The following is a 19942-nucleotide window of genomic DNA, read 5'->3' as shown; positions in this document are numbered from 1 at the left end:
GTTATGTTCGCCGTGCGTGGCGCTGCAACGCGCCGCGTGACAGGCGATCAAGCAACAGCGCCACCGCCACAATCGCCAGGCCGGCACGCAAACCGAGGCCCATTTCCATGCGGGTCAAACCACGGGTCACTTCGGCGCCAAGCCCGCCTGCACCAACCAACCCAGCCAATACCACCATCGCCAGCGACAGCAGGATGCACTGGTTCAACCCCACCAGCAGCGTAGGCGCAGCAGTGGGCAATTCGATCTTGAAGAGGATGTGCCGTGGCGAGGCGCCCATGGCCTGGCCCAGCTCCAGCAGGTCCTTGGGCAGTTGCTTGAACGCCAGGGTGGTCAGGCGCAGCATCGGCGGAATGCCATACACGATGGTGGCGATGATCGCCGGCACCCGACCCAGGCTGAACAGCATCACGGCGGGAATCAGGTACACCCACGGCGGTACGGTTTGCATGATGTTGAGGATCGGCAACAACGCCGCGTCCACACGCTTGACCCGCGCCGCCAGGATGCCCAGCGGGAATGCCACGCTGACGGAGATCAGCACCGCCACCGACACCAGCGCGATGGTCTGCATCGACGCCACCCACAGCCCGGCAAACAAGCAAAACGCCAACATCAGCCCGGCAAACAGTGCTACGCGCCAGTTGGCCAGCACCCAGGCTGCCAGCACCACTACTCCAATCAGCACATAGGCATGGGGCGCAAGCAACGCCGTCTCGATGGCGCCCAGCGTGGCCTCAATGATCTTGCTGATAACCACAAACAAACCATGCAGGTTGGCGTTCAACCAATCGATGGCGGGTGCCAGGAATGCGCCCGGCGAAAAACGGAAGTCCGTCAGGTTCATTGGCTTGCTCCCATCCGCGACTGTGCGGCGGCTTGCGCGAGACGGTCGAGAATCATGGTAAGGATAACGATGGCCAGGGCGGCATTGATCGACTTGGCGATATCCAGGGTGCGCACTGCGCCATAGATGGTTTCGCCCAGGCCACCGGAGCCAACGATACCGGCGATGACCACCATGCCGAATGCCATCATCAGGCTCTGGTTGACCCCCGCCATGATGCTGGGCATGGCGAATGGCAGGCGGATCTTGAAGAACATCTGCAAGCCGGTGACGCCGCTGGCATCCCCCAGTTCTACGAATTCCTTGGGCGTCATGCGGATGCCCAGGGAGGTCAGGCGCAGCGCCGGTGGCACCGCGACGATAAAGGTGGCCAGCAACGCGGTGGCCGGGCCGTAGCCGAGCAACGCGATGGCGGGCAGCAGGTAGATATAAGGCGGCAGGGTTTGCACAAGGTCCAGGCACGGGTCGACCACACGGTCGAACGCTGGCGTCAGCCCCGCCAACACGCCCAACGGCACGGCCACCAGCAGCGCCAGCAAGGTCGCGGTGAGCACCAGCGCCAGGGTGCTGACGGTTTCAGGCCACAAGCCGATGAAACTGCACACCAGCAACGCCAACGCCGATAACACGGCAAACCGCGCGCCCACCATGCGCCAGCCCAAAAGGCCGATCACCAAGGCGATCACGTAGAACGGCGGGGCTGCGATGCACCACTGCACGCCCTTGAACACGGCGGTCAACGCGGTGTTGGCACCCTCGAAGAAGGCCTCGCCGTTGTCCTGCAGCCACATCAGGCCCGAGTCCACGGCGGCATCGAATTGCACCGAGAAGTCCGGGGTACTCATGGCGATGTCTCCAGCACGGGAGCGATGGCCTGGGCGTCGTTGGGGATGCCCTGCACACCGCGCAGCAGGTCCTTGGCGGTGATCACACCGACCACCACGCCGTGCTCGACCACGGCCAGTGGCTCAAGGTCGGCGTGCATGGTCAGGCCGATCAGTGCATCGATATCGGTATCCGGCGAAGTCTGGGTCAGCCGTGAAAAGTCGCACAGCGGGAAGGCTTGGGTGTAGCGCGCAATTGGCGTCATCACCGAATGGGCCTTGACCAGGTGCAGGCGTGAAATGCCTGCGACGAATTCAGCTACATAGTCATCTGCAGGGTTCAACACGATCTCTTCGGCGGTGCCTACCTGAATAATCACCCCGTCCTTCATGATGGCGATGCGATCGCCGATACGAATCGCCTCTTCCAAGTCGTGGGTGATAAACACGGCGGACTTGCCCAGCTCCTTGGTGAGTTGGCGAAACTCGTCCTGCAATTGACGCCGGATCAATGGATCAAGGGCGCTGAACGGCTCGTCCATCAGGATGATTTCCGGGTCGGCGGTGAGTGCCCGCGCCAGCCCGACGCGCTGCTGCATGCCGCCAGACAGTTCGCTGGGATAGCGCGAGGCCCAGTCGGTCAGCCCGACCTTGGCTAGCGCGCGTTCCGCCACCTTGTAGCGTTCAGCCTTACCGACGCCCTGCACTTCCAGGCCGAACGCGGTGTTTTCCAGCACAGTGCGATTAGGTAGCAACGCCACGCTCTGGAACACCATGCCGATATTTTTAGCCCGTACATCGCGCAACTGAGCCGGGGACAAGGCGGACAAATCCTTACCCTTAACCAGCACCTTGCCAGCGCTGGGGGTGATCAATTTGTTGAGTAACCTGATCAAGGTCGATTTGCCACTGCCGGACAAGCCCATGATGCAAAAGATTTCTCCGCGGCGAACCTGCAGGCTCACATCCGATACCCCGACCACGCAGCTGAAATCCTGCAGGACCTGGGTTTTGCCGAGGCCCTTGTGGACCACCGCTTCCATCGCCGCCTTGGCATTCTGACCGAAGATCTTCCAGACCGACTGGCAATCCACAAGCACTTCGTTGGTGTCTATTTTGACCGTTGTCATTCTTAAGCCTATTGAACCAGTTGGACTGGTTTTTCTAATTGATCAGAACGCGTTATCCGTACCTGGCAGTGGCAAAAAACATCGATGCTTATTGTTTGATATTGGCCCAGCGCTTCATCAAGTCAGCGTGGTTGTCAGCCCAGCCGGCGACGGCTTCATCCATGGTCTTGCCGTCCTTGACCACACCGTTGATGGCGGTGATATCGGCCAATGGCACGTACACGCTGGCGATGACTTCACGGGCGTGGGGGTATTCGGCGGTGAAGCCTTTGTGCCCGATCCAGTAGTAAGCCTGCGGCGGTGCAAAGGAGCCTTTTGGATCTTTGAGGAACTTGAGGTCGAACTTCTGAGCCATCCACGACGGCTCCCAAATAGTCACTGCCACCCATTCTTTACGGTCGACGGCGGACTTGAGGGCGGCGGTCATGGCGGCGGTACTGCCTTCAAGCAATTGCAGCTTGACACCATAGTCCTTCACGGCTTTGTTGGCGTCGCTCATCAAGCCCGAACCGGGTTCGATGCCGATGATCTTGCCGCTGAACTTGTCAGCGTTATCGTTGAGTTGTTCCAACGAATCGATATCGACGTACTTCGGCACCGCGATGGCCTGGTACAAGCCATAGGACACCGGCGAGAGCTTTTCCAGACGGTTCTTGTTCTTGTTCCAGTAATCCTGGGTAGCGTAATCGGTCTGCGACGCCAGGACTTGCACATCGCCCTTGGTCAACGCGGCGTACGCGATGCCGATCTCGGAGAACTCCACCACTTTTACGGTGTAGCCGGCATTTTCCAGAACTTTCTTGGTGATACCGGTGATCGGCGTCAAGTCCTCCCACGACATGGTGCCGACGGTGATGGTTTTTTCTTCGGCCTGGACCGGGAGAGTCACCCATCCTACTAACGCAATCGCACAAACGGTCTTCCAAAATGTCTTCATGGCGCGCCTCGTTCTACGTTGTTTTTTTAGTGTCAAGCCCCGGTATAGGCTGCCTGTACAACTGAGATTCGCATGGTCAAAAGTGCCGGTCAATAGAATGTATTTTCTCTGTATACATTTAGAATTCACATAAAACACAATTTAAATAATATTTTTTTATTTGAGATCAACAGGTTATAAATCCACGCAGCAAAATCGACACGTCGGTTATAGAAAAGTATCGGGTCGTTTTTGAGATGCTCGACCACGGCAGAAAATGGCCAGAGTCGTAAAGAGGGCCGCACTTCCAGGGAGAACCGACCTGGTGGCCGACTCCCGTCAAGCTTGCGAAAGGGGAATGAAGGTGAATCTAGTAGAGGGTTTGCATGAACTCTTCTGTTTCCGATCCCGGCATGAATCTGAAACCGGACATCTCCTCTGTGTCGAGGATTTCGCTCAGGACGTTGCGCAGTTGCGCGTCGGTGGGCGAATCGCGCAGTAGTTTGTGTGCTGCCAGTAGCAACTCGGCAGGCACACCCTGAACGCTGGCCGCGTCGATCACGGCGAAGAGAATAAAGCGCAGGCGTATTTCGCGATCAGTAGGCCAATCCGTTTTTCGCTTACCCATGGTGGAGGCCTCGTTTCTTCGGAAAAATCCGAGGCTATTGCTCACTGGACGGTGTTTCAAGCGCCACAAGGCAAGATAGGCGGCTTCCTACGCAGGAAAGCGAAACACCGTACCGATAGTATATGAGAGCACTCACTGGACATACCAAAGCCTGTCGCGCTGATCACTGCACCGGCAAGAAATTCATCAACAACAGGCTCTGCGCATAGTTAAGCCCGATGCGCCGGTAACGCTCGTCAAGCATCTGGGTCAACAGGTCCAGGCGCGCAACGATCTTGCCAAACTCGACCGCAAAGCTGAGGTTGCTGCCCTCCTCCGAGATTTCGTTGGAGAACAACAGCAGCACCCCATTGGCATCCTGGCGTTTGCCCAGCAACCAGGTGGCCTTTTCGATATTGCGCGCGGCATTGCTGACGAACTGCGGGTTGATGGAGTCGGTCATGTAGAACTCGGTGCGCCCACCGTGGGCCGTTACCAACATGCTGCCAATTGCATAGATAAACGCCCCGACCCGGTCGCCCTTGAACTCCGGGCTCAAGGAGTAACTCAGGGCCGCCAGGTCGCGACGCTCACCAAGGGCGGGTAAAGCGCGACGCTGCTCGATGGCTTGGCGAATCTCACGCGCAGCCGTTACCGCATCTGGGTAACCCGACTGACGCCACTGGTTGGGGTTGCGCAGGTAGAGCTTGTTCATGAGCAAGTACAGGCTTTGCAGGTTGTCGCGCATGCCCAGGGTCGCCATGCGATCGACACTGGTCTGAAAGAACTCATCGGGTTTGCCGTTGCTGAACTGCTTGGCGATATCCCGCCCCTGTTGCTGCGTGCAACCGCCGGCACACAGCATCAGCATCGCTGCCAGCAGCATTGGCAGGCGCATCCACAGGGTATTTGAAAAAGGAAACGTGCGATCCATCGGCACCCGATCTGGTTCTGCTGCCCGCGCGGAGGGTTCGGCGGGCTGGGACAAAGATAGAGCGGAGAAATGAAAAAAAGTGCAATGAAGCAGGGCAGATAGTCGTAAACCGAGCCCGTGGCGCCGCGAAAAGGCGCGATCGTGAAAATTTCGTTGCAGTACCTATACTCATAGGAACAGTCGCGTGTGTTGCTGGCAGCAGACTGGGCGAGTCAGGGATTGGCGGGTTGGTTATAACGCCTTCGGCATTATTTAGCGGCGACTGTACTGAAGGGTGACGGCGATGAAACATCCAATTCGAGCGCAAATGATTGTTCAAGTGATTTGCCTGTTATCGGTGGCTCAGCTGTTCTGCTGATCGACCAGTAACAGCCCGCAATCATCGGCCATCCGCGCCCCGGCAATCGGGGCGCGGCGCGTAATTGGCACACAACCTGTTGCTGGGCGTGCTCACCCTTTACTTCAGTGTGGCACGCCCTATGGGAACAGTGGCTGCGGCCGGTTACTGGAACTCGGTTTCCACCTCTGACCACAGGCTCACTCGACGGCCGCGGCTCTTGAAGAACTCGACCTCTCGCTTGATACCTGAACTGAGATCCCACCCTGGCAGATCAAGGATGATCAGTTCGTCCAGCGCGTCCATGAAAAACGCATCCACCGGTGCCCAGAGCTTGCCAATGGCCGCGCTGTCCTTGCCTTCAAAGGCCAGATTGATGGGGTGAGACATCGAGACCTGGCTGAACACCGCATGACCAGCCTCGATAATGGTAGCGGCCACCTTGTTGCAGGCGATGAAACGGTCGTGGGTGACTGATGCATCGGCGTGACTGTAGGGGCAGGCCAGAAAAATCTTTCGCATGTTTACCTCTTGAAAATGGAAGGGTCCTAGCCCTTCCCGATGATGAAGCAGGTGGTTTCAAACCGGTTGGGGCACTGCAGTTGCGGCCTCGTCGGACGCGTTTTCCTCGGCCTTTTCCGCCGCCTCATACCGCTGGGCGGCTGGCACCGAGATCTTGATGGCAATACCCACGGCGAGCAGACCGCCAAACAGCTTGGCCAGCAGGATCGGCATGATCAGCGTCGGCTGGAAGTTGGCGGTGAACGCCAGGTGATCGCCGATGGTGGCCTGGGCGCAGACCCCGAGGGCGACGCACAGTACTTTGTCCCGTGCGTTCATCTTCTTGAACAGGTGGTACACGGCAATAATGTTGGCAAACACCATCACAAACGCGGCCGCGCCATCGGGCGACAGGCCCAGATGGCGTCCCATGACTTGCATCGGCTTTTTGCAGTAGCGGTTGAACAGGTAGCAGATCGGGAAAGTGCCCGCGAGCATGATCCCGATGTACCCGGCAATTTCGATGGCACGGAACAGCTCTTTCTGGTCGGCAAACATCGGGTCGAAGCCCCAGACACCGAAGTTCTTCATGAAGAAACCGGTGAAGTGCTCAACGATTGCCAGCGCCAGGATGATCTTGATGAAGGCGTCCATCACCTTGCCGAACACCAGGAAGCCACCCACCATCAAGGTCGCCTTGTAACGCAGGCCCGCGGCCAGCAGGAAGCAAAACACAAACAGCGGCGCGAGCAGTTTCACGCAGCCGACAAAGTCGAGGGTGAGGTAGTGCAGCGCCGGGGAGGTGGTCGAGACGATGTCGCGCACCGGCAGGTTGAACCCGGTAATCATCATCAGTGAGGCCAGCACCGCGAACGGAATACTGATCAGCCCGGCCATCGCGCCCAGGGCCAGGTATTTATGGTCTTTGCGCTCGAGCATCATCAGGCCCACCGGGATCAGGTAGACGATGGTGGCGCCCGAGGTGTAGCCGACGATCATCGCGGTGATCCACATATCTCGGTTGGCGGCCAGCGCATCGGCCAACTGGTAACCGCCCATATCCACCGCGATGATCGACAACGCGGCGATGGACACATCGGAGCCCATCGCACCGAAGTACGGCCCCAGGGCCACTTCGATAAAGCGCGACAGATAAGGAATCGCCACCATGATCCCCGCCTGGGCCAGAAACACCGGCCCGATGGAGTGGATGCCGTTCACAAACTCCTTGCCCAAGCCACTGTCCGGTTTGATCACCGATGCAAATGCCCCCACCACGGCACCGATCATGATCAGATAAATTACGTAGTTTCCGAATTCCGCCATTGCGTCCACCTTTCTATGTTCTGAGTCGACTGCTGTTTTGCTGTATTACTAAACACTTCACATGCCATTCGTGGTTTTGATGTGGTTTTGAACACTAAACACACTGGATTCGGTCAACTCCTAAGGGTAATGTGCTCTGGCGCCTTACCGTACAACGCCTGCGGGTTGAGGCCGAACTGGCCGATTCCCAAACACCTTGGGCGCCAGCGTCCGGCCTGGCTGCGTAAACCGTGTTACCGGTGCCCCATTTGTGGGCCTGGGTAACAAAACCGGGCGTTCAACGAGCACTTCGCGTAGCACCAGAGGAAAGCCCATGCGCCCTACCGAACGACGCCAACACATCCTTGAGCTGCTGCGCCAGCGCGAGCGCATTTCTGTGGATGAACTGGCGCGCACGCTCAGCACCTCACAAGAAACCATTCGCCGGGACCTAACCGCGCTGGCCGAAGACGGCCAGGTCACCAAGTTTCATGGCGGGGCTTCGCTGCCGCCAAGCGGCGAGCATGAAAACGCGTTCCAGACCCGAATGAATGAGCACTCCGCGGAAAAACGCGCGGTCGCCCGCTATGCCGCAGGACTCTACTCGCCAGGCGACAGCGTGCTGATCGACACCGGCACCACGACGCTGTTTTTTGCCCGAGAACTGGCCAGGCTCAGCCGCATCACCGTGATCACCAACTCGCTGCTGATCGCAGGCAGTATCGGTGCCAGCGGCAACCGGGTGTTCATGATCGGAGGCGAGTATCGCCCTGAGTCGGAGCAGAACATCGGCGCACTGGCCATGGAACAGATCGCCCGCTTCAACGCCGAACATGCGGTGGTGACCATCGGCGCCTTGAGCGCGGACGGGGCCTTCGACTTTTCCATCGAGGAAGCCGAAATCACCCGCGCGATGATCGCCCGCACCCGTTACCTCACGGTGATTGCAGACTCCTCAAAGCTGGGCAAACGGGCATTGTTCCAGGTGTTTCCCTTGGAGCGCATCGACCGGCTGATCATTGACCGCAAGCCCATGGGCGAGCTTGCCAAAGCCTTGGCGGACGCGCATGTCGAAGTGCATGAGGCGCCGCCCATCAGCCGTTCAGAATGGCAATGACGCCTAGCGCCAGTCGCGGGTGCGCTTGACCGCGTCAGAGAAGGTTGCGCGCCACTGGAGCGCTTGTTCGGCACTGACTTTGGGCCGGAACTTGGTACTGGTGTTGCGTGGTGGCTTCAGCTCGATACCCAGGCCTTTGGCCGCCAATGCCGCACAGCCAAACGAGGTCAGCTCATCAAAACGCTGGGTCACGATGCAGCGTTGCAGCGCATCCGCCAGGAACTGGGCAAAGTAAGGGCTGCGCGCCAACCCGCCGTCGATGGACAAGCGATCGGTCACTTTGAGAAATCCATCCATCGCGGTAATCACCTCGACGCTGCGTAGTGCCACCCCTTCAAGCAGGGCTTGGCACATATCCTGGCGGGTCGTGCCGCCATTCATGCCGACCCAGAGTGCAGCGGCACTTCGATCCCAATGCGGGCAGCCAAGGCCGGACAGTGCCGGTACAAACGCCAACTGGCGCGAGATCGCCGGCGGCTCATCAAACGCGGCCAACTCCGAAAAATCCGAAAACAGCCCCAGTCGCCCTGCCCACTCGACGGCGGCGCTTGCGTCGTAGACACCACCGTCCATGGCGTAGGTCGGCTTGCCGGCAACCTGCCAGGCAATCGTGGCCAACAGGCCTTTGTCCGGTGCGCGGATGATCTGGTCGCCGGTCAAGGTCAGGGCAAACGCCCCGGTGCCGAAGGTGATCTTCGCGTCCCCTTCACTGCGGCAGCCGTGCCCGTAAAGCGACGCCTGCTGGTCGACAATCGACGCCGTGACCGGGGTGATGCCGATCTCGCCGAAATGGCCCACGGTGTCGCGGATCTCCGGCAGCGACTCGATCGGCACGCCGAAGAGTTCGCATAACTGTGCATCCCACTGCCCCGTGGACAAATTCATCAGCGAGGTTCGCGATGCGGTGGTCACGTCGGTGGCGAAGACACCGGTGAGTCGGTCAAGGAAGTAGGCGTCAGTCGTCCCCAGGCGCAGCCGTCCTGTGCTTGCGGCACTTTTTGCCGCCGGCAGATTCTGGACAATCCAGGCCAATTTGCTCGCAGAGAAATACGGGTCCAACGGCAAACCGGCGCGCTCAAGCGTGATCGCTTCAAGCCCCTCGCCGCGCAACATCGCGATCTGCGCGGCGGTGCGGTTGTCTTGCCAGACGATCACCGGCGACAGTGGCTCTCCGGTCACGGCATCCCATGCCAGGCAACTCTCGCCCTGGTTGGCAATGCCAATGGCATCCACTCGCCCGGTGGCCTCCAGGCAGCGCTGGATATTGTTGAGCAACTCCAGTGGGTCGTGCTCCACCCAACCTGGATGCGGATGATGCTGCTGGTGGCGCAGCGAGAGCTGGATATCGGCAGAGCCATTCTGGTCCACGACCATGACGCGGGTACTGGTGGTGCCTTGATCGATTGCGGCAATACGCATCCTTGGGTCTCCTCGGCTGTTGTTTCTTATTCGGCGACAAAGTCGACTTCAAGTTTCTGGGCGCCCTGGGGCACGTTGAGGCTGGCGATGGGCACCAGGATGCGTCGCTCCGGCAGTGACGAAAGCCCGCGCGACCACAGGTCGCGACCATCGGCTCGCACCACCAGACGCCCCCGCGCGGCCTTGCTCACGCGCAACTGCAGGTGCTGCAGCCCTTGCACGGGTGAAAGATTCAGCCGTTGGGGCACGCATAATTTCAGGGGCCCCTTGCACACTACCTCGACGGCCTTACCTGCCGCCGGAAGTTGCCCCTGCAAATCTTGTGCGATCAAACCGGCGATCCTGCGCCCCTCGCGAAACGACCAGCCCGCCGTTTCGATCGGGCGCAACACATTGCCGGCGGCAAAGTAAGCCGGGTCTGAACAACGCCCATACTGGTCAATTACCGGTCCACCGCTCAGGGGGTCTACTGCGAGGTCGCCAAGGCGCACCAGGCTGGACTCGGGTGTGAACCGACCGGTCAGCAGCACGCCATCGCAGTCAAATTCCTTTACGCTGCCATCGGCCAAGCGCACGCTCGCGCCTTCGACGCGACCGGTGCCATGCACTTCAACCAACTGCGCACCGTAGTGCATCGGCACCCCGCACAACCGTGGGAAAAGCGACAGCGGCCAGCGTGCCGTGGCCCGGTCATTGGCTTCGATCATGGCCACAGGCTGAATGCCTGCCCGCTTGCAACTCAGGATTGAGGACAGGCTGACCAGCTCAGTGCCGACGATCAGCGGCCGCTCAAAGGGCTTGAGGTGCTCCAGGTAAAGGTAGGACTGCAAGGCGCCGGTGTTGATCACCCCCACTGGCCGATCCCCGCCCACCAAGCGTGCCGAGCGTGGCGTTTCCCGCGCACCGGTGGCAATCAGCACCCGTTGCGCCTGGACGGTCTTGACCCCTTCCGGGTTCACCATTTCCAGGCGCCCGTTGGCACCGAGGCGAGTCACCGAATGCCTCAGGCGTATCTCGACCCCGGCCTTGAGTGCCTCACTGACATTACGCTTGGCGTAGCCCGGCCCGCTGTAGAGACGGCCATATTCCCACACCCCGAACGGCGGATGCGCACAGTGACGGGGAATCCCCCCAGCCTCAGGTTCGCGTTCAATCACCAATACCTTGTTGACGCCCAGTTTGCGCAGCGCCACCGCAGCAGAAAGACCGGACGGGCCCGCACCAATAATGGCAACGTCGACGTATTCGATTTCAGTGCGATTCATGGCAAACACCTGTAGCAAGCGGAATGGCAAGACGGTCAGCGCTTAATTGCGCCACTCGCGCCCCGCAGTAAAAACCCTGGCAACGTCCCATGCAGGCGCGGGTACGCCGCTTGAGCCCGCCCAAATCACCGGGCGGCAGTGCACTGGCAAGTGCTGCGTTGATTTCCCTGAGCGTGACCATTTCACAGTGGCAAATGATCTCGCCATAACCGGGCTGTTGGTAATCGCGCGTCAGGTGCTCGGCCAGGTTGGGCAGCGCTGGCCATTGCAGTTCGTGGGCAGCCACGGGGGCATGGCGCCCCTCGTAGAGACCGAATACGTGTTTGGCGATGCCCAGCGCGGCCGTCAGGCCAGTGGACCGGATGCCACCCACCGTGATCCAGTTTTTACCGTCGACCTTGCGTATGCGGTATTCCTTTTTTTCCGTGGCCGGCCGCAACGCGGCATAGGTGGCCGTCACGGGCATACCCTCAAGGGCCGGAATGCGTTCCACAGCTGCGTCCACCAGTTGCTGCAGCACTGCACTGTCGAGCCCTGCATGAACGCGGTCGTCCTGTTCTTCGGCAGTCGGCCCCACCAACAGGTTGCCGTAGACCGTTTTGGTTAACACGATGCCTTTGGTGCGCTCGTTCGGCACCGGCAAAATGATGTTGCCCAGGTAGCGCGAGGCCGCCTTGTCAAACACCACGAACTGACCCTTGCGCGGGTGAATGGAAAAGCTCGCCTCTCCCAGCAGATCACGCTCAAGGTAATCGCCAAACAGCCCCGCACAATTGATCACTGTACGCGCCTTGACCTCACCGACGGTGGTGGCAAGCGACCATGCCTGCCCATCGAATTGACCACCCGTGACTTGCGCGTTGAAACGCACCTGGGCACCGTGCAGCATGGCTTGCAGCAAATAACCCAGGGGCGCCGACCACGGGTCGATCAGAAACTCACCCGGCACCAGCGCCGCGCCGAGCGCCTCTGACGCAAGGTGCGGCTCCCGTGCCCTCACACCCGTGCGATCAATGGACCTGACGTCTGCGACGCCGTTGTCGTGGGCCTGCTGGATGATGCCCTGCAACTTGTTCAGATCTTCCTCATTCCATGCCACCACCATCGCCCCCGTTTCCAGCAGGGGCAACGACATGCTCCGATGGATCTCCAGGTACTCACGATACCCCGCCTGCATGCACTCAAGCTCAACGCTGCCACGGGGCGCGTCAAAGCCGGTATGCAAAATCGCACTGTTGCCCTTGCTCGCGCCGGACAAGATATCCGGGCTTTTTTCCAACAAGAGAACGCGCGCGCCTTCGAGCGTAAAGCGCCTCGCCATTGCACAGCCCACCACACCGGCGCCGATGACGACGACGTCATAGGTGTCAGTGTTGTAGGGAGTTGAATTCGTCATGGGTTTGCCTATCCGGGTGAAGACTTTATGACCGAATGAGTGTGCAGTGCGTATGCCAGTGACCGATTTGGCGTGGGGATGACCGACTTGGCAAGAGTATCCGGGCAGCTCACCAGAAATACGCATGGACGAGCGGGAGGACACTAGAAGCAGGATCAATGAAATGGAGGCAATCAATATGACCGAATAAAAGGGCGTGCCCTCTACTCGGTCAGTGTCCACGCTTGTGGGCAGGGTGTGGGATCGGTCAAAAATGCCTGAAAGTGCTACGTCTCGACACAAAGGTGCACCGTAGGGTTACCGATGCACACTCGTCGGGCACAATCACGCTGTGAGGTGGGATGAAGCCTAATTCGTTTTAGTCGACTGTGTGAATATCCAGCCAAAGACGACGATCATCACAATCGGCATGATCAGTTTGGAGGCAGGAACGGAGCCCGCGTAAACCTGAAACCCGGTGAACAGCAACTGCAAAACGTTGCCGATCACACAGACAAGAAACACCCAGCGCAAATACCTTGGAAACATCGGTCCGTCCTTAGGAAAAAACGCGATGGTAGTTGGGGCAGAGATTGAAAACCAGCTATTCGCGGTTGAATCGGTCAGGGCGACAGGGGTCAAGGGCGCACGATGCCTTGCCATCAATGATCTCCTCACTGGCAAGACGCCCCACAATCGCCGCCAACGTAACGCCGGGATGCATGGCGCACACGTAGACGCCGCTGACTTTTGGCAGGTACCCGATGATAGGAATGCCATCGGCCGGTATGGGCCTGATCCCGACACACGCCAACTCAGGCTCGATGGAAACGACGCCGTGAAGTTCGTTCTGGATTGCCACGGCGGTTCGCAACGCTATTGCCTCTGGCTGGTTCTCCAGAGCGTCGTCCAGGAAGTCTTCTGCCGCCAGTAACGTGCCCTGCGCACTTTGCCGTACTTCCATTTCAGCGTTGGAGATAAGCGTGCGCACCAGGTTGGGTTGCGAGGTGTAACGGATAAAAATGGCGGGCGATGCCTCTATTGGAAGGGCAACCTCAAGCCTATCCGTCAACTTCGTGATGCCTGTTCCGGCAGCCAGTACCACAACATCCGCACCGATCACACCCGTAGCGGTTTCGACTCCGATCACCGCTGTGCCTTGAGTTGCAAAACCCAGGACCGGTATACGGGTGAAGATCTTCGCGCCTTTATCCCGCGCACCTGCGATCAACGCATGGGTGGCAGCCACGGCATCCAACGCGCCTTGCTCGGCCTCATACACGGCATCTTCTGGCGGATGTTTGAGGTTAGGCTCAAGCTCAAGAATTCGCGATTGAGACACACGCTTTGTCGAGGCGGACATCACTGGATCTGAAACCAAGCCGTAGATCAGTGCACCTGTCCACTGGATTTCCAGCCCGGGCAGCTGCGCCTCGAGCCGGCGGTACGCCTCGATTGCAGAGCCGCGCAACTGGGCAATCGGGTCGTGTTGGGGGGGTGGTGAAGTATTGATCCATGCGAACGACGTCCCCGTCACGCCTGACGCTATGTCGTTAGCCTCGACCACAGTGACGTTCGCGCCTTTGCTTGCCAGGTGGTAAGCCAGGGACGCGCCCACGATGCCCGCGCCGATCACTACGACTCGTTTGTTCGTTCCATTTCCCATATCAAGCTCCGTTCCGTCGGGTGTTACGCTCTTTGACGCTTGCAACCGTGGCTGACGTCTTACCGGGGCAGTGCCTTGATGGCGCTGGCTGAGCGGATTCTCATGAACCACTTTTATCGCCGCATGGACTAATCACAGCCAGGCGACCCACTTTTTAACTGAAAATGGACTTTATGAAAAAAACATTTCTCTCCTTTTTTATGAGCGTGCTTCTTTCCGCTTGCGCAACAGCTCCCGCTGTCCCTGTGCCCAATGGTTTGTGGTACGCAGATAATGAAGACCCTGTCTCGAGATATCACGTTTACGTTTATTTCAAAGACGCTAGTCGCTTCATATGGTGGCGTACTACCGAAGCGCAAGCAGTCGTCTTCAAGCGATGGGGCTATTACACCCATGACCACCCCGGCGTTGATAACCCCGTTATCTTCACGCGTACAGGGGATTCGCTAAAAGGCGAGCGACGCCTTGTGAATAAAAATAGCGAAGGCGTTTTGCAACTCACGACGATACAAACATTTACCGGACACTTCAGCGGCGACAGTCTGGAAATGGAGCAAACAGGCAACTCCGTTTGGGCCGATGGAACGCCAGTGCCTCTAGAGACGGTACGGTGGTCGATGAAGCGGCTCAGCCCTCAATAGCGATGGGCGTGCATGGGGCCACGCGGGCAATCTAAAGCTTGGTAAGCTAGCGCGCGAACTCATTTGGAGTTCGCGCGCAAACACATAAAAAAGGATTTTAAATGCGACTTCCCCCCCTTCTACTCGCGCTGGCTCTTGCGGGTTGCGCCAACAGTTCTCCTCAGTTATCCGAGGGTGCAAGCGCCAGATTAAATGCGCCCATGCCAACGTCTGAAGCGCAGCGTGTTTGGGAATGCGCAGGTTCCAGCAGTGCTATCAAAGGTCTGGCGTTTGTCCTTAAGTTACAGGGCAGGCCAATAGATTCAGGCGGGGAAATTTGGGCGACCCGGGAACGAGCGAAGCGCTTGGCGTGTAGCCAGGCAGAGATGGATGCGCCTGACATGGGAAATTTCTCAAGTCCGCCAGTATCGGCGCGACCAAAGTGAGTTATTTTGCTTCGGGTTACTCGCTCAATTGATCATTTGGACTTTCCACGAATGCCCCCGATCGTTTACGCCAATGAGTTCGACATCTGCGTATCAATGTCCGATCTAGTTTCATGGACGGAGGACGAGCACTTCCCAAATGCAGATTTAAAAGCTGCATTGAACGGCGCTGGAGTCGAGCTCGACATTGCAAAACTGCATGACTTTTACTTCGATAGCACGCCGATCGGTGCGGGCGATGTGCATGTCTATTCGTCCGCTGCGAACGAAAGCACTGTGGCGATAGATCTGTATCGGGAGTTGACTGATCAGCTGGATTTGATCGTGGTTTGCTTGAAGATTGACAGGGCCATGCTCAATATTGCACTTCCATTCCTCAGACGTTTTTTTGATGCCGCAGAGTGCCAAGTGCTCTTTAGCCAAACACATCACTCAACGCGATTGCGCTCACTGACAGACGAAAGCAGGTACCCGCTGCTCGTCGGTGGGAATGGTTACCGGCAGCAGATAATCTTTCACGATTGATGTCCCCGGCCTTGGGACCATTACCGTTTCAAACGCAGTTTCATCAAAGTAATCAAACCCCTCCGGGGCACCACTTGACCTTTCTAGATCAAGAAGCGCTCGCGGCGGGTCTGCTTGCGTTTGCCAGTCTATTTGGCACCGTCAAAGGCAATCTGCTTCTTCAGCGCTGAACCGTTCGATTCGCGTGAGACGGGTATTTCACCAGAGAAGAAAGTCTTTTTCAGAGTTTCCTTAACGGGTGAATAGCCTTCCCTAACACGGCATCATTATTTGGCTTGGCGAAGCACGAGTTCCGACAAACGGGTCTTAACTCGGAAGCAGAACTCACGAATTTGAAATTGATAAGCGGGCATAACCATGTAGTTCAAGTCGGCGCCCAATGAGTCTTTAATTTCCATGTACTTAGCAGTCTTGACGGCAATGGCTTGGTATTCCGCCTCGTACTTGGTGTAAGACGCCTTGCTGTAAAGCTTTAAAACATCCAGTTCTTTACGGCATTGCTCAGCACGATTTTCGTTCAGGTTCGTGTCTGACTCTGACTGAGCGACGTCCTGCGAGACAGGAGCTGGGGCATGAGCATTGGCGTTCGCAGGTGCTGCCTCATATCGCACAGTCCAATTTTCGGGTGTCGAAGGGGCGACTTCATGAGGTGCTTCCTGAACGACGGCAGGCGGTGGAGCCACGTTAGGTTTTTCTGGAGTTTTCGTAGCGCATCCCGAAAGGGCCAGTCCTACCACTACAACGATGCCACACATTTTATCCATCGGTTTCACCAGGAGGTCATAAGGGTTGGCTGAGTCGTTAGGTTCTGGGTAAAAGTATTAATTCACTCAATGGGTGAGTGTAAATTTTCTACCAGACTCAAGGCGCTCAGCCGCTCTTCCTTGAGTGCGCAGGTGAGGGATAATAGTAAAAAAACAAAGGGTTGACGAGGAAAAGCTCGTCAGAAAACACAAAGGCCAACCAGCGGTCTCACAAGCAGAAAAGGCTCAAGATTGTCAGCCGAAAGTAACCCCTTTGCGCTACCGACTCATCAAATACCTGGCCACCGCATCATAAGCCGGTAGGGACGTCGCATCATTGGCAGCATTGGCGGCGACCGGGTGACTGGCAAAACGAGCAATCACCACCTCAGCCTTTGGATCAACATACAATGCCTGGCCATGAACGCCTCGGGCCATGAACGCACCGTGTTCGTTGTGGGTAACCCACCACATGTCGCGATAGCTCCAGCCTGTCAGGGTTGTATAACCAGCCTTGGCAAAGTCCTCTTTGCTGGCACCCCGTCGGATATCGGCGACTGCCGCTTTTGGTACGATTTGCTGCCCGTTGTATTGCCCTTGGTTGCGGATCATTTCACCAAAGCGGGCCAGGTCACGCAGCCCCAAATTTAGGCCACCACCCGCAAATGGCGTGCCAGTGGAGTCAACCGTCATGTACGCATCCTGCTCTGCCCCAAGCTTTTTCCAGATACGCTCTGACAGCAGTTGTGCGACCGGTTTTCCGCTTACCCGCGCTAACACCCACCCTAAAGCGTCGGTGTTGGCCGTGCGGTAATGGAATGCCTCGCCGTGCTTGCCTTCCGGCTGCACGGTTTGCAGGAATTCGTAGTACGAACGCGGGCCGGTATAGTCTTTCGGCTTGGGCAGCGGGTTACCGGCCGCAGCGTGGGCCCAAACTTCGGCATTGGGGTCGGCGTAGTTTTCGCTGAAGCGTATGCCGGTGGTCATGTCCATCAACTGGCGTACAGTCGCACTGCCAAACGCCGCCTTGCCCAACTCGGGAACGTAGTCCATAACTTTGCGTTCAGGATCAAGCGTGCCCTCGGCCACCATCATGGCTGCAAGGGTACCGACGAAGGTTTTGGTGACCGACATTGCCGCATGCTGCCCTTCTGGCTTCAGCGAACCAAAATAGCGCTCGTACACGACACGCCCCTTGTGCAACACGACGATGCCATCGGTGTAGTTCACCAACAACGAATCACGCCAGGTCATCTTGCTGTCACCGCCTAGCGGAACAAAACTGACCTGATCAATTCCAGCCTGCAGTGCAATATCAAGTTTCCCGGAAGACTCAAGGCCACGCGACACGTTCGTTGTCGGCATCAACTCCCTGAAGTGAGCAACGCTCCAACGCATCTGCGGAAAACGGAAGTAACTACCATCATCGAACCGAATCATGCGCTCGGGCGGCGGCGGAGAGCCGACCATCCAACCCAATTTGGCAGGGTCACTTTCCAGCGCATCGGGAACGGGTGCGCTACTGAATGCAGCGCTGGGCATTACAAACGCGAGCAATGCGTAAATGAGTGGTACACCGACACCGCGCTGTATCCGGCCGGACTTCATAGCTCAACTCCCTTTAGGCTGGTCGCAAAAATGCCGATCAAGGTCACGGCATCTCGCTTTAGCTTGTCATGATACGGTGTGGTAACGCTGCAAGAACACTTCATTCGGGCCAAGGGAGTTTGGTCTGCACGACTGCAACAGGGTCCAGCGTTTACTCAGCAAATGATTCTGGCTGGACTGCCTTTAAGTACATGAGGCAGCCTCTCTGCATATCCGCCGTGAACTTTTCAGCCACCTCCATTTTCTTTTCCTTCGTGCTTTCTATTGGATAGCCTTCGGCCATTTCAATAAACTTCGCCCTCATCTTTTTATGGGTATCCGTATAAGCGTCGTACGGATACTCAAGCGGCGTCCCCATTTGCCTGCTGTACATGATGGCAGCAGCATCTGTAGCCCCGGCCTTGCAATAGCTCCATTCCTGAGCACTGAAGCGAACCGTTTCCCCTTTCATGTACCAAGACCATGCATTGGTACACGTTATGAGGGAAGCACCTGCCAGCACTACGGATGCCATCTTGATCTTCATCGTGTGATCCTTCACGCAAAATCGAAATCCTAACATACCGACCTAGCCAGGCATTCCGCGTGGTTGGAGGGTTTAGGTTCGGGGTATTCGGCCATAGGCCGCGTCGGAGATTGTCGACATTGGGGACGCGAGCAGGAAATGACCCAGCGCGTTTACGGGATGATAGGGAGCCGCCGCAAAGCCTAAAAAATGGAACACTTCCACAATAGTTATGGAACGCCTCGCAATTCTGCACCTTTGCCGTACAAACCCCAGAAACGCGAAAGCCCCGACTATGCGGGGCTTTCGTTTGAATCTTGGCGGGAAACCAGGGATTCGAACCCTGGGAACGCTATTAACGTTCGCCGGTTTTCAAGACCGGTGCATTCAACCACTCTGCCAATTTCCCTTGTGCATCACAGGATTAGAATAGCGCATCCTGTCTCAGCGGGCGCCATAATACCCGAATGAAACACACTGTCAAACTCTCGGCATAGCTTGTTACAGAGCGTCTGTTATGATCTTTGCGACTGAACGTTTCAAAACCGAAGGAGTGTCGCCATGCGCGAACAGAATTACGCAGTGAATGGTAACGCGCAGGCTGAGCAGCTTGAAGTCAGCCGCGTGTTGCGCAACACCTATGGCTTGCTCGCCCTTACCCTCGCCTTCAGCGGTGTAATGGCGTTCGTGGCGCAACAAATGCGCGTCGGCTACCCGAATATCTTTGTCGTGCTGATCGGCTTCTATGGCCTGTTCTTCCTGACCAACAAGCTGCGTGACTCGGCCTGGGGCCTGGTGTCTGCGTTTGCCTTGACCGGTTTCATGGGCTTTATCCTCGGCCCAATCCTTAACCGTTACCTCGGCATGGCCGGCGGTGCGGAAGTGGTCAGCTCGGCGTTTGCCATGACGGCCCTGGTGTTCGGTGGTCTGTCGGCCTATGTGCTGATCACTCGCAAGGACATGAGCTTTCTGGGCGGCTTCATCACTGCAGGCTTCTTCGTGTTGCTGGCAGCGGTTGTAGCGGGCATGTTCTTCCAGATCAGCGGCCTGCAACTGGCGATCAGCGCAGGTTTCGTGCTGTTCTCCTCCGTGTGCATCCTGTTCCAGACCAGCGCTATCATCCACGGCGGTGAGCGCAACTACATCATGGCGACCATCAGCCTGTATGTATCGATCTACAACCTGTTTATCAGCCTGTTGCAGATCTTCGGCATCATGGGTCGCGACGACTGATCCTGTTACCGCAATAAAA

19 protein-coding genes and 1 tRNA gene are annotated in these 19942 nt (G+C 57.6%); 4 read left to right on the top strand and 16 right to left on the bottom strand.

The genetic code is table 11. The annotated features are described in order from the left end of the window. Position 1 precedes the first annotated feature (1 nt). The 8 genes from CFE47_RS00345 to eutH all read right to left on the bottom strand — a co-directional run bounded on the left by CFE47_RS00345 (position 2) and on the right by eutH (position 7422). Positions 2–847: an ABC transporter permease gene (locus tag CFE47_RS00345; RefSeq protein WP_286834985.1), complete on the bottom strand. Its 846-nt coding sequence runs from the start codon at positions 845–847 to the stop codon at positions 2–4. Next, the gene (locus tag CFE47_RS00340) at positions 844–1692 is read right to left on the bottom strand and encodes an ABC transporter permease (RefSeq protein WP_286834983.1); all 849 of its coding nucleotides are present in this window, start codon (positions 1690–1692) and stop codon (positions 844–846) included. Before CFE47_RS00340 ends, CFE47_RS00345 begins: the two co-directional genes overlap by 4 nt. Then, positions 1689–2801 (bottom strand): quaternary amine ABC transporter ATP-binding protein, encoded by a 1113-nt coding sequence (locus CFE47_RS00335; protein ID WP_286834981.1) that lies wholly within the window; start codon positions 2799–2801, stop codon positions 1689–1691. The genes CFE47_RS00340 and CFE47_RS00335 overlap by 4 nt, the downstream gene beginning before the upstream one ends. Positions 2802–2889: 88 nt before the next feature. Next, on the bottom strand, positions 2890–3738 hold the full coding sequence (locus tag CFE47_RS00330; RefSeq protein WP_286834979.1) for a glycine betaine ABC transporter substrate-binding protein: 849 nt from the start codon (positions 3736–3738) through the stop codon (positions 2890–2892). 349 nt (positions 3739–4087) lie between these two features. Then, positions 4088–4345, bottom strand: a complete 258-nt coding sequence (locus tag CFE47_RS00325) for a hypothetical protein (RefSeq protein WP_286834978.1) — start codon at positions 4343–4345, stop codon at positions 4088–4090. Between the two features lie 163 nt (positions 4346–4508). Further along, on the bottom strand, positions 4509–5222 hold the full coding sequence (locus CFE47_RS00320) for a hypothetical protein (protein WP_286835677.1): 714 nt from the start codon (positions 5220–5222) through the stop codon (positions 4509–4511). 538 nt (positions 5223–5760) lie between these two features. Continuing rightward, a complete protein-coding gene (locus tag CFE47_RS00315) occupies positions 5761–6117 on the bottom strand; it encodes a DUF1937 family protein (RefSeq protein WP_286834976.1) in 357 nt (118 codons plus the stop codon). Between the two features lie 57 nt (positions 6118–6174). Continuing rightward, a complete protein-coding gene (eutH, locus tag CFE47_RS00310) occupies positions 6175–7422 on the bottom strand; it encodes an ethanolamine utilization protein EutH (protein ID WP_286834975.1) in 1248 nt (415 codons plus the stop codon). A 313-nt stretch (positions 7423–7735) separates the two neighbouring features. Here eutH and CFE47_RS00305 point away from each other — a divergent pair, with 313 nt between their 5' ends. Continuing rightward, a complete protein-coding gene (locus CFE47_RS00305) occupies positions 7736–8518 on the top strand; it encodes a DeoR/GlpR family DNA-binding transcription regulator (protein ID WP_286834974.1) in 783 nt (260 codons plus the stop codon). 3 nt (positions 8519–8521) lie between these two features. Here the strand turns inward: CFE47_RS00305 and CFE47_RS00300 are convergent, their stop codons facing one another. From CFE47_RS00300 to CFE47_RS00285, 4 genes are all read right to left on the bottom strand, one after another. Beyond that, positions 8522–9937 (bottom strand): FGGY family carbohydrate kinase, encoded by a 1416-nt coding sequence (locus CFE47_RS00300; RefSeq protein WP_286834973.1) that lies wholly within the window; start codon positions 9935–9937, stop codon positions 8522–8524. A gap of 26 nt (positions 9938–9963) precedes the next feature. Continuing rightward, a complete protein-coding gene (locus CFE47_RS00295) occupies positions 9964–11202 on the bottom strand; it encodes an NAD(P)/FAD-dependent oxidoreductase (RefSeq protein ID WP_286834972.1) in 1239 nt (412 codons plus the stop codon). Beyond that, entirely contained in the window at positions 11189–12598 is a 1410-nt protein-coding gene (locus CFE47_RS00290) for an NAD(P)/FAD-dependent oxidoreductase (protein ID WP_286835676.1), read from the bottom strand. Before CFE47_RS00290 ends, CFE47_RS00295 begins: the two co-directional genes overlap by 14 nt. Before the next feature lie 583 nt (positions 12599–13181). After that, the gene (locus tag CFE47_RS00285) at positions 13182–14243 is read right to left on the bottom strand and encodes an NAD(P)/FAD-dependent oxidoreductase (protein WP_286834971.1); all 1062 of its coding nucleotides are present in this window, start codon (positions 14241–14243) and stop codon (positions 13182–13184) included. 173 nt (positions 14244–14416) lie between these two features. Here CFE47_RS00285 and CFE47_RS00280 point away from each other — a divergent pair, with 173 nt between their 5' ends. Further along, a complete protein-coding gene (locus CFE47_RS00280) occupies positions 14417–14884 on the top strand; it encodes a hypothetical protein (protein ID WP_286834970.1) in 468 nt (155 codons plus the stop codon). Between the two features lie 476 nt (positions 14885–15360). After that, positions 15361–15834 carry a hypothetical protein gene (locus tag CFE47_RS00275; RefSeq protein ID WP_286834969.1) on the top strand — a complete coding sequence of 158 codons (474 nt, stop codon included), beginning with the start codon at positions 15361–15363 and terminating at the stop codon, positions 15832–15834. A 266-nt stretch (positions 15835–16100) separates the two neighbouring features. Here CFE47_RS00275 and CFE47_RS00270 read toward each other — a convergent pair whose 3' ends face one another. The 4 genes from CFE47_RS00270 to CFE47_RS00255 all read right to left on the bottom strand — a co-directional run bounded on the left by CFE47_RS00270 (position 16101) and on the right by CFE47_RS00255 (position 19099). Continuing rightward, positions 16101–16598 carry a YuaE family lipoprotein gene (locus tag CFE47_RS00270; RefSeq protein WP_286834967.1) on the bottom strand — a complete coding sequence of 166 codons (498 nt, stop codon included), beginning with the start codon at positions 16596–16598 and terminating at the stop codon, positions 16101–16103. A 258-nt stretch (positions 16599–16856) separates the two neighbouring features. Continuing rightward, a complete protein-coding gene (locus CFE47_RS00265) occupies positions 16857–18119 on the bottom strand; it encodes a serine hydrolase domain-containing protein (RefSeq protein WP_286835675.1) in 1263 nt (420 codons plus the stop codon). A gap of 217 nt (positions 18120–18336) precedes the next feature. Continuing rightward, positions 18337–18711: a hypothetical protein gene (locus CFE47_RS00260; protein ID WP_286834965.1), complete on the bottom strand. Its 375-nt coding sequence runs from the start codon at positions 18709–18711 to the stop codon at positions 18337–18339. Positions 18712–19008: 297 nt separating this feature from the next. Beyond that, a tRNA-Ser gene (locus CFE47_RS00255) sits at positions 19009–19099 on the bottom strand. A gap of 152 nt (positions 19100–19251) precedes the next feature. Between CFE47_RS00255 and CFE47_RS00250 the strand changes: the two genes are divergently transcribed. Next, positions 19252–19923, top strand: a complete 672-nt coding sequence (locus CFE47_RS00250; protein WP_185706727.1) for a Bax inhibitor-1/YccA family protein — start codon at positions 19252–19254, stop codon at positions 19921–19923. Positions 19924–19942 lie beyond the last annotated feature (19 nt).

This window comes from Pseudomonas sp. PGPPP1 (genome assembly GCF_002255865.1).
Classification (GTDB): domain Bacteria; phylum Pseudomonadota; class Gammaproteobacteria; order Pseudomonadales; family Pseudomonadaceae; genus Aquipseudomonas; species Aquipseudomonas cremoris.
The sequence above is the reverse complement of the archived record's forward strand: the minus strand, read 5'-3'. Positions and strand labels throughout refer to the sequence as shown.

Coding starts and splice junctions, on each gene's coding strand:
- CFE47_RS00345 (WP_286834985.1), bottom strand. CDS start 847: ATGAACCTGACGGACTTCCGTTTTTCGCCGGGCGCATTCCTGGCACCC.
- CFE47_RS00340 (WP_286834983.1), bottom strand. CDS start 1,692: ATGAGTACCCCGGACTTCTCGGTGCAATTCGATGCCGCCGTGGACTCG.
- CFE47_RS00335 (WP_286834981.1), bottom strand. CDS start 2,801: ATGACAACGGTCAAAATAGACACCAACGAAGTGCTTGTGGATTGCCAG.
- CFE47_RS00330 (WP_286834979.1), bottom strand. CDS start 3,738: ATGAAGACATTTTGGAAGACCGTTTGTGCGATTGCGTTAGTAGGATGG.
- CFE47_RS00325 (WP_286834978.1), bottom strand. CDS start 4,345: ATGGGTAAGCGAAAAACGGATTGGCCTACTGATCGCGAAATACGCCTG.
- CFE47_RS00320 (WP_286835677.1), bottom strand. CDS start 5,222: ATGCGCCTGCCAATGCTGCTGGCAGCGATGCTGATGCTGTGTGCCGGC.
- CFE47_RS00315 (WP_286834976.1), bottom strand. CDS start 6,117: ATGCGAAAGATTTTTCTGGCCTGCCCCTACAGTCACGCCGATGCATCA.
- eutH (WP_286834975.1), bottom strand. CDS start 7,422: ATGGCGGAATTCGGAAACTACGTAATTTATCTGATCATGATCGGTGCC.
- CFE47_RS00305 (WP_286834974.1), top strand. CDS start 7,736: ATGCGCCCTACCGAACGACGCCAACACATCCTTGAGCTGCTGCGCCAG.
- CFE47_RS00300 (WP_286834973.1), bottom strand. CDS start 9,937: ATGCGTATTGCCGCAATCGATCAAGGCACCACCAGTACCCGCGTCATG.
- CFE47_RS00295 (WP_286834972.1), bottom strand. CDS start 11,202: ATGAATCGCACTGAAATCGAATACGTCGACGTTGCCATTATTGGTGCG.
- CFE47_RS00290 (WP_286835676.1), bottom strand. CDS start 12,598: ATGACGAATTCAACTCCCTACAACACTGACACCTATGACGTCGTCGTC.
- CFE47_RS00285 (WP_286834971.1), bottom strand. CDS start 14,243: ATGGGAAATGGAACGAACAAACGAGTCGTAGTGATCGGCGCGGGCATC.
- CFE47_RS00280 (WP_286834970.1), top strand. CDS start 14,417: ATGAAAAAAACATTTCTCTCCTTTTTTATGAGCGTGCTTCTTTCCGCT.
- CFE47_RS00275 (WP_286834969.1), top strand. CDS start 15,361: ATGCCCCCGATCGTTTACGCCAATGAGTTCGACATCTGCGTATCAATG.
- CFE47_RS00270 (WP_286834967.1), bottom strand. CDS start 16,598: ATGGATAAAATGTGTGGCATCGTTGTAGTGGTAGGACTGGCCCTTTCG.
- CFE47_RS00265 (WP_286835675.1), bottom strand. CDS start 18,119: ATGCCCAGCGCTGCATTCAGTAGCGCACCCGTTCCCGATGCGCTGGAA.
- CFE47_RS00260 (WP_286834965.1), bottom strand. CDS start 18,711: ATGAAGATCAAGATGGCATCCGTAGTGCTGGCAGGTGCTTCCCTCATA.
- CFE47_RS00250 (WP_185706727.1), top strand. CDS start 19,252: ATGCGCGAACAGAATTACGCAGTGAATGGTAACGCGCAGGCTGAGCAG.